Annotated in this window: 13 protein-coding genes; 3 read left to right on the forward strand and 10 right to left on the reverse strand. The window is 68.1% G+C overall.

The features are described from left to right. Positions 1-2: 2 nt before the first annotated feature. The 3 genes from lptC to QZH52_RS03595 are packed head-to-tail and all read right to left on the reverse strand — an operon-like array spanning position 3 to position 2,196. The gene (lptC, locus tag QZH52_RS03585; RefSeq protein WP_301803862.1) at positions 3-650 is read right to left on the reverse strand and encodes an LPS export ABC transporter periplasmic protein LptC; all 648 of its coding nucleotides are present in this window, start codon (positions 648-650) and stop codon (positions 3-5) included. Next, a complete protein-coding gene (locus tag QZH52_RS03590; protein WP_286510435.1) occupies positions 647-1,195 on the reverse strand; it encodes a KdsC family phosphatase in 549 nt (182 codons plus the stop codon). The genes lptC and QZH52_RS03590 overlap by 4 nt, the downstream gene beginning before the upstream one ends. Then, positions 1,195-2,196 (reverse strand): KpsF/GutQ family sugar-phosphate isomerase, encoded by a 1,002-nt coding sequence (locus QZH52_RS03595; protein ID WP_301803872.1) that lies wholly within the window; start codon positions 2,194-2,196, stop codon positions 1,195-1,197. Before QZH52_RS03595 ends, QZH52_RS03590 begins: the two co-directional genes overlap by 1 nt. Before the next feature lie 88 nt (positions 2,197-2,284). Here QZH52_RS03595 and QZH52_RS03600 point away from each other — a divergent pair, with 88 nt between their 5' ends. Beyond that, on the forward strand, positions 2,285-4,270 hold the full coding sequence (locus QZH52_RS03600) for a cation:proton antiporter (protein WP_301803876.1): 1,986 nt from the start codon (positions 2,285-2,287) through the stop codon (positions 4,268-4,270). Positions 4,271-4,283: 13 nt separating this feature from the next. Here QZH52_RS03600 and QZH52_RS03605 read toward each other — a convergent pair whose 3' ends face one another. From QZH52_RS03605 to rpmH, 7 genes are all read right to left on the reverse strand, one after another. Beyond that, a complete protein-coding gene (locus QZH52_RS03605) occupies positions 4,284-5,177 on the reverse strand; it encodes a zinc ribbon domain-containing protein (RefSeq protein ID WP_301803879.1) in 894 nt (297 codons plus the stop codon). Positions 5,178-5,184: 7 nt separating this feature from the next. Continuing rightward, a complete protein-coding gene (locus QZH52_RS03610; protein WP_301803882.1) occupies positions 5,185-5,652 on the reverse strand; it encodes a Crp/Fnr family transcriptional regulator in 468 nt (155 codons plus the stop codon). Between the two features lie 85 nt (positions 5,653-5,737). Further along, on the reverse strand, positions 5,738-7,150 hold the full coding sequence (gene mnmE, locus QZH52_RS03615; protein ID WP_301803885.1) for a tRNA uridine-5-carboxymethylaminomethyl(34) synthesis GTPase MnmE: 1,413 nt from the start codon (positions 7,148-7,150) through the stop codon (positions 5,738-5,740). A 62-nt stretch (positions 7,151-7,212) separates the two neighbouring features. After that, positions 7,213-8,997 carry a membrane protein insertase YidC gene (gene yidC, locus QZH52_RS03620; RefSeq protein ID WP_301803888.1) on the reverse strand — a complete coding sequence of 595 codons (1,785 nt, stop codon included), beginning with the start codon at positions 8,995-8,997 and terminating at the stop codon, positions 7,213-7,215. Then, the gene (yidD, locus tag QZH52_RS03625; RefSeq protein WP_286519627.1) at positions 8,994-9,284 is read right to left on the reverse strand and encodes a membrane protein insertion efficiency factor YidD; all 291 of its coding nucleotides are present in this window, start codon (positions 9,282-9,284) and stop codon (positions 8,994-8,996) included. The genes yidC and yidD overlap by 4 nt, the downstream gene beginning before the upstream one ends. Further along, on the reverse strand, positions 9,281-9,667 hold the full coding sequence (locus tag QZH52_RS03630; protein WP_301804618.1) for a ribonuclease P protein component: 387 nt from the start codon (positions 9,665-9,667) through the stop codon (positions 9,281-9,283). The genes yidD and QZH52_RS03630 overlap by 4 nt, the downstream gene beginning before the upstream one ends. Before the next feature lie 81 nt (positions 9,668-9,748). After that, positions 9,749-9,883, reverse strand: coding sequence for a 50S ribosomal protein L34 (gene rpmH, locus QZH52_RS03635; RefSeq protein WP_007834827.1), 135 nt, complete (start codon positions 9,881-9,883; stop codon positions 9,749-9,751). A 336-nt stretch (positions 9,884-10,219) separates the two neighbouring features. On the opposite strand from rpmH, the gene dnaA reads away from it, so the two are divergent. Beyond that, entirely contained in the window at positions 10,220-11,599 is a 1,380-nt protein-coding gene (gene dnaA, locus QZH52_RS03640; RefSeq protein ID WP_286519626.1) for a chromosomal replication initiator protein DnaA, read from the forward strand. A gap of 271 nt (positions 11,600-11,870) precedes the next feature. Beyond that, the gene (gene dnaN, locus QZH52_RS03645; RefSeq protein WP_301804043.1) at positions 11,871-12,977 is read left to right on the forward strand and encodes a DNA polymerase III subunit beta; all 1,107 of its coding nucleotides are present in this window, start codon (positions 11,871-11,873) and stop codon (positions 12,975-12,977) included. Positions 12,978-13,033 lie beyond the last annotated feature (56 nt).

Here is a 13,033-nt window from a genome sequence, read left to right on the forward strand (position 1 = left end):
ACTCAGCGCTTCGGTGCCGGCGCCACGGCCGAAGGCGGCGGCATGATCAGGCCGTGCACCCGGCCCTGGAGATTGGCGATGCCGGTCAGGCTGTCGTAGTCCATCGCATCGGAGGTGAACTTGTCGGACCCGCGGATCAGCGTGACCGGCTTGTTGGACTTCACGCGTTCGGTGTCGATGAAGGCGTGCAGGAACTCGCCGCGGAATTCGAGGCGCGGCAGCATCGTGCCGTCGGCCGCCTTGGCGGCGTCGCGGATCACGATCGCATTGCCGAACAGCTGGATCTCGGTGCCGTCGCCGTTGGACACGCCGCGATCGGCCGAGCCGTGCGTGACCAGCCCGACCGGCGATATCGAGCGCCAGCGCACCTGGTCGACCTCGAGCGTGTCGGTGTCCGGGTAGTGCCGGCCCTCCTTGCCGAAGACTTCGGTGCGCAGGTCGCCGTTGGGCTGGAAGTTCTTCACCGAGAAGCCGCGCATGAAGTAGTCGGGCTCGTGCGTCGGCGCTTCGGCCGGCTGCGGCGTGAGCATCTCGGGCGCGTTGCGAACCAGCCAGTAGGTGCCCAGCGCGAGCACCGCCGTCAGGATGATCGGCAGGTAGATGGTCAGCCGGTCGAAGGCATCGCGCAGCACGCGCCACGCGGACTTCATTCGGCCCGGCCTCGCGCGCGGTCCAGCAGGCGGCGGTAGTGGCCGCCGGCGGTCAGCAGCAGGTCGCAGAATTCGCGTGCCGCACCCTCGCCGCCGCGCGCGGCGGTGACGTGGCGGGCGATGGCGCGCACCTCGGCATGGGCATTGGCCGGCGCGGCCGCGAAGGCGACGCGCGACAGCACCGGCAGGTCAGGCCAGTCGTCGCCGATCGCGGCAGCCTGCGACCAGTCGAAGCCCAGTTCGGCCAGCATCGCCTCGGCGGCCGGCAGCTTGTCTTCGGTGCCGTAGCGCACGTGCGCGATGCCGAGCGCCTCGAGCCGCACGCGCAGCGGCTTGGAGTCGCGGCCGGTGATGACGGCAGGCGTGATGCCGGCGCTGCGCAGCAGCTTGAGGCCGTAGCCGTCGAGGATGCTGAAGCGCTTGAGGGTTTCGCCGTGCTCGGTGAAATAGACCCCGCCATCGGTCAGCACGCCGTCGATGTCGAAGAAGGCGATCCGGATGTCCTGGGCGGCGAGCAGGGTCTCGGGGCTGAATTCGACGCCCATCAGATGACCTTCGCGCGCATCAGGTCGTTGATGCTGAGCGCGCCGATCAGCAGCCCGGCCGCGTCGACCACCAGCACGCTGGTGATGCGATGCTGCTCCATCAGGTCGGCGGCCTCGGCGGCCAGCGCGTCGGCGCGCAAGGTGCGCGGCCCGGCATGCATGACGTCGGCGGCGGTGAGGGCGCGCAGGTCGGCGCCGGTCTCGACCTGGCGCCGCAGGTCGCCGTCGGTGAAGATGCCGATCGCGCGGCCGTCGGGGCCGACCACCGCGGTGGCGCCGAGCCCCTTGGCACTCATCTCGCGCATGATCTCGCTCAGGCTCGCCCCGGGAGCCACGCGCGGCACCTCGTCGCCCGAGCGCATGACGTCGCTGACGTGGGTCAGCAGCTTGCGGCCCAGCGCGCCGCCCGGATGCGAGCGGGCGAAGTCCTCGGTGCCGAAGCCGCGGGCGTCGAGCAGCGCCACCGCGAGCGCATCGCCCATCGCCATCTGGGCGGTGGTGCTGGCGGTCGGCGCGAGGTTCAGCGGGCAGGCTTCCTTCTCGACGCCGCTGTCGAGCACGATGTCGGCATGGCGCGCCAGCGTCGAGTCGCTGCGGCCGGTGATCGCGATCAGCGGCACGCCCTGGCGCTTGACCACGGGCAGGATGGTGGTGAGTTCCTCGACTTCGCCGCTGTTGGAGATCGCCAGCACCAGGTCGACCGCCTTGATCATGCCGAGGTCGCCATGGCTGGCTTCGGCCGGATGCACGAACATCGCCGGCGTGCCGGTCGAGGCCAGGGTGGCGGCGATCTTGCGGCCGACATGGCCGCTCTTGCCCATGCCCATCACGACCACGCGGCCGCGAACGTCGAGGATCTTTTGCACCGCGGCAGGAAAGCTCGGACCGAGCCGCTCCTTGAGGCCGAGCACCGCCGCCGCCTCGATGTCGAAAGTGACGCGCGCGCGCGCCAGCAGGGCGTCGGGATCGACGGCGGGGGTCGCGGGGGGGCGGGAGCTCATCGGCGGATTTTATCGGCCGGTCGTGCCGAGTCCCCAATGGGGATGAAATGGGGCCGGAAGCGGGCAGGCGTGTTGCTAGCATGCGGGCATGTCCTCGCTCGATCTGACGCTGATGTATTTGCTCGCTGCGGTGATCGGCGTGGTTGTCTGCCGCCTGCTGCGGCTGCCGCCGATGCTCGGCTACCTCTCGGCCGGGGTGCTGATCGGACCCCATGCGCTGGCCCTGGCGCAGAACTCCGAGGGCATCCGCCACCTGGGCGAATTCGGCGTCGTCTTCCTGATGTTCGTCATCGGGCTCGAGTTCAGCCTGCCCAAGCTGCGGGCGATGCGCCGCCACGTGTTCGGGCTCGGCCTGCTGCAGGTGATGCTGACCATCTCGGTGGCCACCGCCGGTGCGCTGCTGCTTTCGCACTGGCTGCCGCCGGCCTGGCGGCTGCACTGGCAGGCCGCGCTGGTCTTTTCGGGCGCACTCACGATGAGCAGCACGGCGATCGTCGTCAAGCTGATGGCGGAGCGGCTGGAGATCGACAGCGAGCATGGCAAGCGGGTGATGGGCGTGCTGCTGTTCCAGGACCTGGCGGTGGTGCCGCTGCTGGTGCTGATCCCGGCGCTCGGCGCCCCGCCCGAGACCTTGCTGAAGGCGCTCAGCTTCGCGCTGCTGAAGGCCGGCTTCCTGATCGGCGTGCTGCTGTATGGCGGGCCGCGCGTGATGCGCTGGTGGCTCACGCTGGTCGCGCGCCGGCGCAGCGAGGAGCTGTTCATGCTCAATCTGCTGCTGGTCACGCTCGGCCTGGCCTGGCTGACCGAGCTCGCCGGCCTGAGCCTGGCGCTGGGCGCCTTCGTCGCCGGCATGCTGGTGTCGGAGACCGAGTTCAAGCACCAGGTCGAGACCGACATCCGGCCGTTCCACGACGTGCTGCTCGGGCTCTTCTTCATCACCATCGGCATGTCGCTCGACTGGCACGTGGTGGTCGAGCGCTGGGCGCTGGTGGCGGCACTGCTGCTGCTGCCGCTGGCCTTCAAGCTGGTGCTGGTGACGGCACTGGCGCGGGCCCTGGGCGCCACGGCCGGCGTCTCGCTGCGCACCGGCCTCTACCTGGCGCAGGCCGGCGAGTTCGGCTTCGTGCTGCTGGCGCTGGCCCAGGGCCAGGACCTGCTGCCGGCGTGGCTGGCGAATCCGGTGCTGGCCTCGATGGTGCTGTCGATGCTGTCGACCCCCTTCATCATCATGTACAGCAACCGGATCGTGCGCAAACTGGTGGCCAGCGACTGGCTGCAGCAGTCGCTGCAGATGACCACGATCGCCCGCAAGACGATCAACACGGCACGCCACGTGATCATCTGCGGCTACGGGCGCTGCGGCCAGAACCTGGCGCGGATGCTGGAGCGCGAGGGCATCCCCTACCTGGCGCTGGACCTCGATCCGGACCGGGTCCGGCAGGCGGCGGCGGCCGGCGATTCGGTGGTGTTCGGCGACGCGTCCCGGCTGCAGGCGCTGATGGCGGCCGGCCTCGCGCGCGCCAGCGCCCTGGTCGTGACCTACCAGGACGTGCCGGGCGCGCTGAAGGTGCTGGCCAACGCACGCGCCCATGCGCCGCAGGTGCCGGTGATCGTGCGCACCCAGGACGACCGCGACCTCGAGAAGCTGCAGGCGGCCGGCGCGACCGAGGTGGTGCCGGAGGCGATCGAGGGCTCGCTGATGCTGGCCAGCCATGCGCTGGCGCTGGTCGGGGTGCCGATGCGGCGCGTGATCCGCGTCGTCCAGGACCAGCGCGATGCACGCTACAACCTGCTGCGCGGCTATTTCCACGGCGCTGACGACGACAACGCCGACGAGATCGACCACGAGCGCCTCAACACCTTCACCTTGACGGCCGGGGCGCGCGCCATCGGCCAGCCGCTGGCCAGGCTGGCGCTGGGGGGGCTGGACGTGCGGGTGGCGAGCCTGCGCCGGCGCGACGGCAAGGCCGCCGATGCCGACGACGACACGGTGCTGGCCGATGGCGACACGCTGGTGTTGTCGGGCAAGCCCGGCGCGCTGGCGGTGGCGATCGACAAGCTGCAGAAGGGCTGAGCGCGGGGACCGCTCAGTTCAGCAGCGTCGGGTTGCGCTTTTCTTCCTCGATCTGCTGTTGTCGACGGACCACGTCGCACTGGGCCGTTGTCCTGAATTCCGCCCTGGCGCACTGCGCGGCCATGCACTGGGCGCGGGCGATGAAGTTCAGGCCGGCGCATTGCGCCTGCGGGTTCGCGGGCGGGGGCGGCGGGGCTGGCGCGGGTTCCGGTTGCGGCGCAGGCGCGGCGGCCACGGGCGCCGCAGTGGCCGCCGGCGCTGCCGGCTTGCGAGGTTTTGGCGCGCTGGGCCTGGCGGGGGCGGCTGGTGGCGCGACCGCCTGGGCCGATGGCGCCGGCGGCGGCGCCTCTGCAACAGGCGCGCTGGCGACGGGCTCTGGCGCCGGGGCCTCGGCCTGCGGCTGCGGCTGCGGCTGCGGCTCGGCCGGAGGCGTGGGCGCAGCGGGCACAGCTGCCTCGACCGGGGCCGGCGCCGGCGGTGCCGGCGTAGCCGCCGGCGAAGCGGGCCCTGAAACCGCCACCGGTGGCGGCGAACCGGACGAGAGCAACCAGGCGGCCAGCGCCACCACCAGACCCACGGCCGCCAAGCCGATCACGGCCGTGCGTAGCGGGTTCGGGCGCGGCGGTGCGGTGGCTCGCAGCGGATGCTTCCGGGGCGCGGGCGGCGCGTCGCGAGGGGTCGCCTTCCCGTTGGAGGGGGTGGCCGGTCGACGGGGACGGGGGGTCGGCAGCGGCGGCGGAAGCTCCACGTCCCTCGCCATGCGCTGGGTGGCGGGCCATTCCGCTTCGGCGCCGGGCAGGGCGGCCGGTTGCGGTGCGGTCAGCGCGACCAGCCTCCGTCCGCAGCCCTTGCAGAACTTGGCGCCGTCACGGTTGTCCGTGCGGCAGTCCGCGCACACCAGGGTCATCGTGCGCTCAGGTCACCGCCACCCGCTTCTGCTTGTTCACCAGACGCTTGGCGATCACGGCGCCGAGCCCCATCGTGAGCTCCAGGGCCAGGTTGGGCTGCCGGTTCGACAGTTCGGCGAAGCGGATCCCGGTCAGTCGCCAGACCCGGGCCGCCCCGGTGGCGACCACGTTGGCCGAACGCGGTGCGCGCGAGAAGAAGGAGCCTTCGCCGACCACCGAGCCCGGATTCAGGATCGCCAGCTGCATCTGGCCCTTGTCGCCGATCAGGTGCACGCTGAGTGCGCCGCTCTCGATGAAGAAGACCGTGCGGTCCTGGGCGCCCTGGTCGATCAGCACCTGGCCCGCGGCGAGGTCGAAGGGCTGCAGATAGGCAGCCACCGTTTCCCATTGCAGCGAATTGAGCGCCGGCGCAAAGGCGTCGTAGCTGGTGTTCTGGGCGATCGCGCGGCAAAGATCCTGAATGCTGGATGACATCGTTCGTTTGTCCTGCTGTGCGTCGGAAGTATCTGCGAAAGGCCAAATCTGTGGTGACAGATGTCACAGAATGACACACTCTCGCTTACTTGCCGATGCAGAAGCGGGAAAAGATCACGCCGAGCAGGTCGTCGGCGCCGAACTCGCCGGTGATTTCGTTCAGTGCGTTCTGCGCCAGCCGCAGCTCTTCGGCCAGCAGGTCGAGCAACTGGGCATGGGCTGCCAGGTGGGCGGTCGCCAGGGCGATGTGCTCCTCGACCCGCGACAGCGCCTGCACGTGGCGGGCCCGCGCCAGGTAGACGCCTTCCGGAACCGCCTGCCAGCCGGCGACCTCGAGCAGTCGGCGACGCAGGGTTTCGATGCCGGCCCCGGTGCGCGCCGACAGGCTGACGCCGCTGTCGGGCGGCGGCTGCGTGGCGGGCAGCGCGTCGAGCTTGCTCCAGACATCGATCACCGGCACGCTGGCGGGCAGCCGGCTGGCCAGGAGGCCAGCGATTTCGGCATCGGCCTGTGCATAGGCAGGGGCCGCACTGCGGGTCAGGTCGTGCAGGAACAGCACCGCGTCGGCCCCTTCGATCTGGCTCCAGGCGCGGGCGATGCCGATCTGCTCGACTTCGTCGACGCTGTCGCGCAGGCCGGCGGTGTCGACGACATGCAGCGGAACGCCCTGGATCTGGATGGTCTGCGAGACCACGTCGCGGGTGGTGCCCGCGACCGCGCTGACGATCGCCAGCTCGGCGCCCGCCAGCGCATTCAGCAGCGAGCTCTTGCCGGCATTCGGCTGGCCGGCGATCACGACCTTGATGCCCTCGCGCAGCAGGGCGCCCTGGCGGGCCCGCTGCTGCACCGCGGCCAGCTGGGATTGCAGCGCCACCAACTGGCCCGCGGCGTCGGCCTCCTGCAGGAAGTCGATCTCCTCGTCGGGAAAGTCGAGCGTCGCCTCGACCAGCATGCGCAGGCGCACCAAGGCCTCGAGCAAGGTGTGTATCTCGTCGGAGAAGGCGCCCGACAGCGACCGGCTGGCGCTGCGCGCCGCGGCTTCGGTGCTGGCGTCGATCAGGTCGGCGATCGCCTCGGCCTGCGCCAGGTCGATCTTGCCGTTGAGGAAGGCGCGCTGGCTGAACTCGCCGGGCTCGGCCACCCGCAGGCCCGCCAAGCGCGGCCGGCCGGTCGCCGGATCGGTCTCGGCGGCCGCCGCCAAGCAGCGCGCCAGCAGCAGCTGCAGCACCACCGTGCCGCCATGGGCCTGGAGTTCGAACACGTCCTCGCCGGTGAAGGAATGCGGGGCCGGAAAGTGCAGCGCCAGGCCGCGGTCGATCGGCGAGCCGTCGGCATCGCGGAAGGGAAGGTAACTGGCCTCCCGCGGCTTCAGTGCACGGCCGCAGAGCGCGTCGATCAGCGGCGCCAGCTCGCGCCCGGAGACGCGCACGATCCCGACCGACCCGCGGCCGGAGGCGGTGGCGATGGCAACGATCGGGTCGGCAGTGCGGGCGAGCATGGGAACGATTCTTCCAGTAAAAAGGGCCGCTTTCGCGGCCCTTCGGGTCAGTGGCTGAAGCCTTACTTGCCCGGCTTCGCCAGGATCGGCGCCTTCGGCTTCTTGGGCGGATTTCCCAGCACGCCCAGGCGCTTGTTGATGAACCACTGCTGCGCGATCGACAGCACGTTGTTGGTGATCCAGTAGAGCACCAGGCCGGCCGGGAAGAAGATGAACATCACGCTGAAGGCCAGCGGCATGATCCACATCAGCTTGGCCTGCATCGGGTCCGGCGGGGTCGGGTTGAGCCAGGTCTGGAACAGCGAGGTGGCGGTCATCACCACCGGCAGGATGAACCAGGGGTCCGGTGCCGAGAGGTCATGGATCCAGAGGATCCACGGGGCGTGGCGCATCTCGACCGACGACAGCAGCACCCAGTAGAGCGCGATGAACACCGGGATCTGGATCACGATCGGGAAGCAGCCTCCCATAGGGTTGACCTTCTCCTCGCGGTAGATGCGCATCATCTCCTGCTGCATCTCCTGCGGCTTGTCCTTGAGCCGCTCGCGCATCTCCATGATCTTCGGATTGATGGCCTTCATCTTGGCCATGCTCGCGTAGGCCTTGGCGTTGAGCCAGTAGAACGCCGCCTTCAGCAGCACCACCAGCGCGACGATCGACCAGCCCCAGTTGCCGAGGATGCCGTGCAGCTTGTTGAGCAGCCAGTAGAGCGGCTTGGAGATGATCGCGAAGATGCCGTAGTCCTTGACCAGGTCGAGGCCGGTGGCGATCGCCTCGAGCTTCTTCTCTTCCTCGGGGCCGGCGAACAGGTTGCTGTCGATCGTCTGCGAGGCGCCCGGTGCGAGCTCGGGCAGCTTCAGCACCATCGCGACCGAGAACAGGTTGTTGCCGAGGTCGGCGACCCGGAACTCGCGCTTGATGGTGTCGCTGCCCGGCACGTTGAGCAGCCAGGCCGAGACGAAGTAGTGCTGGACCATCGCCACCCAGCCGTTGTCTGCCGGCGCGGGCAGTTCGACCTTGCCCTTGGTGATGGCGCTGAAGTCGATCTTCTGGAACTTCTTCTGCTCGGTGTAGATGGCCGGGCCGGTGAAGGTGTTGGTGCCGAACATGGTGCCGGCGGCGACCGTGCCGTGGCGCGTGAACTGCAGGTAGAGCTGGGCGTCGCGCGGCTTGTCGCTGACGTTGACGACCTGGTGATTGACGCGGATCGTGTAGTCGCCGCGCTGGAACACGTAGGTCTTGACGTACTTGATGCCGCCCACGGGCTGCGACTCGAACACGACTTCGAGCTTGTTCTGGCCTTCGGCCAGTTCGCGCGGGCCGGGGCGTGCCGTCATCAGGCTCAGGTGGTTCGGGAAGCGGTCGCCGGTGTCCACCGTGTTCAGCAGGCCGGTCTGGGCCACGTAGCGGGTGGCGGGCGAGCCGTTCTCCATCAGCAGCACCGGGTGGACCTCGTTCTGCGGCACCGGCAGGCCGACCAGGCGGCGGGCCCATTCGACCAGGCCGCCATGGTTGGTCTGGTCGAGGAACTGGAGCAGCTGCAGTTCGGACAGGGTGCCGCCTTCCCCGTCGATGGTCGCCTTGAAGACGTCGGTGGACACCGTGACTCTCTCGCCGATGGCGGGCGCCGAGCCCTGCACCGGGACCGCACCGGCCGCCGGTGCGGCAGCCGCCGGGACGCCGCTGGCGCTGGCCGCGGGCGGCGCCGACGAATCGGCGGGGGCGGCGGTCTTGGCCGAGGGCAGGAAGGTCGGCTTGTGGCCGTTGTAGACCTGCCATTGGTCCCACAGCAACACCAGCGAGAAACCAAAAATCACCCACAAGATGGTGCGGCGGATATCGTTCATGAAGAAGACTTCTTGTCGTCGGGGGAGAGAAAGGCGAACAGCGACCCGCGCCTGGGCGCCGGTCGCTGTGTCTTTGGAGGCACCGGATCGTGGCCGCCCTGGCACCAGGGCTGGCAGCGCGCGATGCGGTGCAGTGTCAGGTAGCTGCCCTTGGCGGCGCCGTGCTGCTCGAGCGCGCCGATCGCGTAGACGGAGCAGGTCGGCTCGAAGCGGCACGACTGCCCGAGCCAGGGGCTCAGCAGCAGCCGGTAGCCCTTGACCAGGGCGATCAGCAGGCGCCGCATCATGCGCGCGCCGCCCCGGCCCGCGCCAGCAGCTGCTGGAGTTCGGTGCGGACGGCGGCCTTGAGCGCGTCGGACGACGCGCTGACGAATTGCTTGCGATCGAAGGCCGCACGCAGGCGCACCACGTGCGCCGCGCGCGGAAGCGACTCGGCGACGGCAGCGCTCACGGTGTAGATCTGGCGTTTGATCGCGTTGCGGGTGACCGCCCGACGGGCCCAGCGCTTGGGAACCATGGCGCCCAGCCAGACATCTTCGGAGGCGAACAGCGGCGCAGCCCCGCCCGGCGCGTCGAGCGCGCAGCGGTGCAGTGCGAAGTGGGCTGTGCGCGCCACGGTGGCACCTGCGAGGACGGCCTGGAACTGCGCGCGGGTCTTGAGCCGCTGCATGGAAGCCAACCGCGGGACGCCGTCGAACGGTGAGGGCGGCAGCGGGTCGACTGGCAACGGAGCCGGCGAAAGTGTCTGACCTTAGACGGCCAGGCGCTTGCGGCCCTTGGCGCGGCGTGCGTTGATCACGGCGCGGCCGCCGCGGGTCTTCATGCGGACCAGGAAGCCGTGGGTACGGGCGCGGCGGACTTTCGATGCTTGATACGTGCGTTTCATGATGATTTCCTGATTCACCGGCTGGGCCGGCGTTTTGAGCCTCCGGGCCTCGAGGGGCCGGGGACTGGTCTCTACCGCGCAACCGGAAGGTCCCGGCGAGGCGCGATGATGCGAATACCCCGAAACACACAAAGAAGGTTTTCAGGGAAACCCGCGATTATCGCAAAGTTTCGGTTGCGCCACAATGGCCGGTTGGTTCGCGGGCGTTTCCGCGACCGTGGAGACCATGTGGATAAGGTTTTGACAAGTTAGAATCCAGGGCGCATCGCGGGTGCGACTATCCACAATACCAAGACGAGAGAATGGCTGAGGGACAAACCACTTTTCAGAGCGCCCATGCCGGGTGAAGGCATCGGTGACAGCCTCTGGCAGGCCTGTGTCGACCAGCTCGCACAGGAACTGTCCGAACAGCAGTTCAACACCTGGATCAAGCCCCTGACCGCGAAGGTCACGGACGATCTGTCGCGGGTCACGGTGTTCGTGGCCAACCGCTTCAAACTCGACTGGATCCGGGCCCAGTACGCCGGCAAGATCGCCTCGATGGCCGAGAAGCTCTATGGCCAGCCAGTCATCATTGAGTTAGCGCTCGCTCCTCGGGAAATAGCCAGCCGGCCAGCATCGATGGCGATCGTGTCTGAAACCGATGTGCCGCGCGAAATGGTGCCTTCGGGCGAGGACCTGGCCGCCGCCGCATTCAAGAATCGGCTCAACTCGGGCCTCACTTTCGACACCCTGGTCGAAGGCACCGCGAACCGCATGGCGCGTGCCGCTGCGATGCACGTGGCCGGCATGCCGGGCCACCTCTACAACCCGCTTTTCATCTATGGCGGGGTCGGCCTCGGCAAGACCCACCTGATGCACGCGGTGGGCAACCGCCTGCTGGCCGACCGCCCCGAATCCAAAGTTCTCTACATCCACGCCGAGCAATTCGTCTCGGATGTGGTCAAAGCGTATCAACGCAAGACTTTCGACGAGTTCAAGGAACGCTACCACTCGCTCGACCTGCTGCTGATCGACGACGTCCAGTTCTTCGCCAACAAGGACCGCACGCAGGAAGAGTTCTTCAATGCCTTCGAGGCGCTGCTGGCCAAGAAGTCGCACATCGTGATGACCAGCGACACCTATCCCAAGGGCCTGGCGGACATCCACGAGCGGCTGGTCTCGCGCTTCGACTCGGGGCTGACGGTCGCGATCGAGCCGCCCGAGCTCGAGATGCGCGTCGCGATTCTCATCAACAAGGCGCGCGCCGAGAGCGCCGAGATGCCCGAAGAGGTCGCCTTCTTCGTCGCCAAGAACGTGCGTTCCAACGTACGCGAGCTCGAAGGCGCGCTGCGCAAGATCCTCGCCTACTCTCGCTTCAACCAGAAAGAGATCTCGATCGCCCTGGCGCGCGAGGCGCTGCGCGACCTGCTGTCGATCCAGAACCGGCAGATCTCGGTCGAGAACATCCAGAAGACGGTGGCCGACTACTACAAGATCAAGGTCGCCGACATGTACTCGAAGAAGCGGCCGGCCTCGATCGCCCGGCCGCGCCAGATCGCGATGTACCTGGCCAAGGAGCTGACCCAGAAGAGCCTGCCCGAGATCGGCGAGCTGTTCGGTGGCCGCGACCACACCACGGTGCTGCATGCGGTGCGCAAGATCTCGGGCGAGCGGCAGCAGCTCACCGAGCTCAATCAGCAGTTGCACGTGCTGGAGCAGACCCTGAAGGGCTGAGCGATGCGTGCGGTTCAGCCATCACCATCGACCCCTGTCAAAGGACAACTCTGGGGACAGTTCCGGCACAAGAAAGGGTTTGTCCACAGGCGGGCGCTGCGCGCCGAAGTTGTGCGCCCTGGCGCGACAGCCCCGAAGCAGGGCTGCGCACAGCCGTCCGGCAGCGCCAAGTGCCTGTCACGAAAGCGGAAAACGACGCTGTCCACAGCACAGTGCGTCCCTTATCTACTACTACTAATTTGAATTAAAGAAATAAGGAAGAGGTAAGACAATGATCGTTTTGAAGGCTACCCAGGACAAAGTCCTTGCCGCGCTGCAGTCAGTCACGGGCATCGTCGAGCGCCGCCATACGCTGCCGATCCTGGCCAACGTGCTGATCCGCAAGACCGGCGGCCAGTTGCAGCTCACCACCAGCGACCTCGAGATCCAGATCCGCACCCATGCCGAGCTCGGCGGCGACGAAGGCAACTTCACGACCACCATCGGCGCCCGCAAGCTGATCGACATCCTGCGCACCATGCCGGCCGACCAGACCGTGAGCCTCGAATCGAGCGCGAGCAAGCTGGTACTCAAGGGCGGCAAGAGCCGCTTCACCCTGCAGTCGCTGCCGGCCGAAGACTTCCCGCTGGTGCAGGAGTCGGCCAATTTCGGCCCGGTGTTCAGCGTGCCGCAGAAGACCCTGAAGGACCTGCTGGGCCAGGTGTCGTTCGCGATGGCGGTGCACGACATCCGCTACTACCTCAACGGCATCCTGTTCGTTGCCGAAGGCAAGCAGCTGAGCCTGGTCGCGACCGACGGCCACCGGCTGGCCTTCGCGTCGGCCACGCTCGACGTCGAGGTGCCGCGCCAGGAAGTGATCCTGCCGCGCAAGACCGTGCTCGAAATGCAGCGCCTGCTGTCCGACGCCGAAGGCGCGATCGAGATGCAGTTCGCCAACAACCAGGCCAAGTTCAGCTTCGGCGGCATGGAGTTCGTCACCAAGCTGGTCGAGGGCAAGTTCCCCGACTACAACCGCGTGATCCCGAAGACCCACAAGAACACGGTCACGCTGGGTCGCGCACCGCTCTTGGCCAGCCTGCAGCGCACCGCGATCCTGACCAGCGAGAAGTTCAAGGGCGTGCGGCTCAACATCGAGCCCGGCACCTTGCGCATCGCCTCGAACAACGCCGAGCAGGAAGAGGCGCAGGACGAACTCGACATCGACTACGGCGGCGACGCGATCGAGATCGGCTTCAACGTGACCTACCTGATCGATGCCCTGGCCAACATGAGCCAGGACATGGTGAAGCTGGACCTGGCGGACTCCAACAGCTCGGTGCTGATGACGATTCCCGAGAACGCGTCGTTCAAGTACGTCGTCATGCCGATGCGGATTTAGAGGACTTTGCACACCCCCAGGTTGGCTCACTTCGTGTAGCCGCCCACCCCCTTGCA

It is taken from the genome of Variovorax ginsengisoli (assembly GCF_030486595.1).
Classification (GTDB): Bacteria; Pseudomonadota; Gammaproteobacteria; order Burkholderiales; family Burkholderiaceae_C; genus Variovorax; species Variovorax ginsengisoli_B.

What these genes read in the sequence shown, in the direction of transcription:
- QZH52_RS03630 (WP_301804618.1), bottom strand. Translation starts at nt 9,667, where the DNA reads ATGCAGCGGCTCAAGACCCGCGCGCAGTTCCAGGCCGTCCTCGCAGGT.
- QZH52_RS03595 (WP_301803872.1), bottom strand. Translation starts at nt 2,196, where the DNA reads ATGAGCTCCCGCCCCCCCGCGACCCCCGCCGTCGATCCCGACGCCCTG.
- QZH52_RS03610 (WP_301803882.1), bottom strand. Translation starts at nt 5,652, where the DNA reads ATGTCATCCAGCATTCAGGATCTTTGCCGCGCGATCGCCCAGAACACC.
- yidD (WP_286519627.1), bottom strand. Translation starts at nt 9,284, where the DNA reads ATGATGCGGCGCCTGCTGATCGCCCTGGTCAAGGGCTACCGGCTGCTG.
- lptC (WP_301803862.1), bottom strand. Translation starts at nt 650, where the DNA reads ATGAAGTCCGCGTGGCGCGTGCTGCGCGATGCCTTCGACCGGCTGACC.
- QZH52_RS03605 (WP_301803879.1), bottom strand. Translation starts at nt 5,177, where the DNA reads ATGACCCTGGTGTGCGCGGACTGCCGCACGGACAACCGTGACGGCGCC.
- rpmH (WP_007834827.1), bottom strand. Translation starts at nt 9,883, where the DNA reads ATGAAACGCACGTATCAAGCATCGAAAGTCCGCCGCGCCCGTACCCAC.
- dnaN (WP_301804043.1), top strand. Translation starts at nt 11,871, where the DNA reads ATGATCGTTTTGAAGGCTACCCAGGACAAAGTCCTTGCCGCGCTGCAG.
- QZH52_RS03600 (WP_301803876.1), top strand. Translation starts at nt 2,285, where the DNA reads ATGTCCTCGCTCGATCTGACGCTGATGTATTTGCTCGCTGCGGTGATC.
- yidC (WP_301803888.1), bottom strand. Translation starts at nt 8,997, where the DNA reads ATGAACGATATCCGCCGCACCATCTTGTGGGTGATTTTTGGTTTCTCG.
- QZH52_RS03590 (WP_286510435.1), bottom strand. Translation starts at nt 1,195, where the DNA reads ATGGGCGTCGAATTCAGCCCCGAGACCCTGCTCGCCGCCCAGGACATC.
- mnmE (WP_301803885.1), bottom strand. Translation starts at nt 7,150, where the DNA reads ATGCTCGCCCGCACTGCCGACCCGATCGTTGCCATCGCCACCGCCTCC.
- dnaA (WP_286519626.1), top strand. Translation starts at nt 10,220, where the DNA reads ATGCCGGGTGAAGGCATCGGTGACAGCCTCTGGCAGGCCTGTGTCGAC.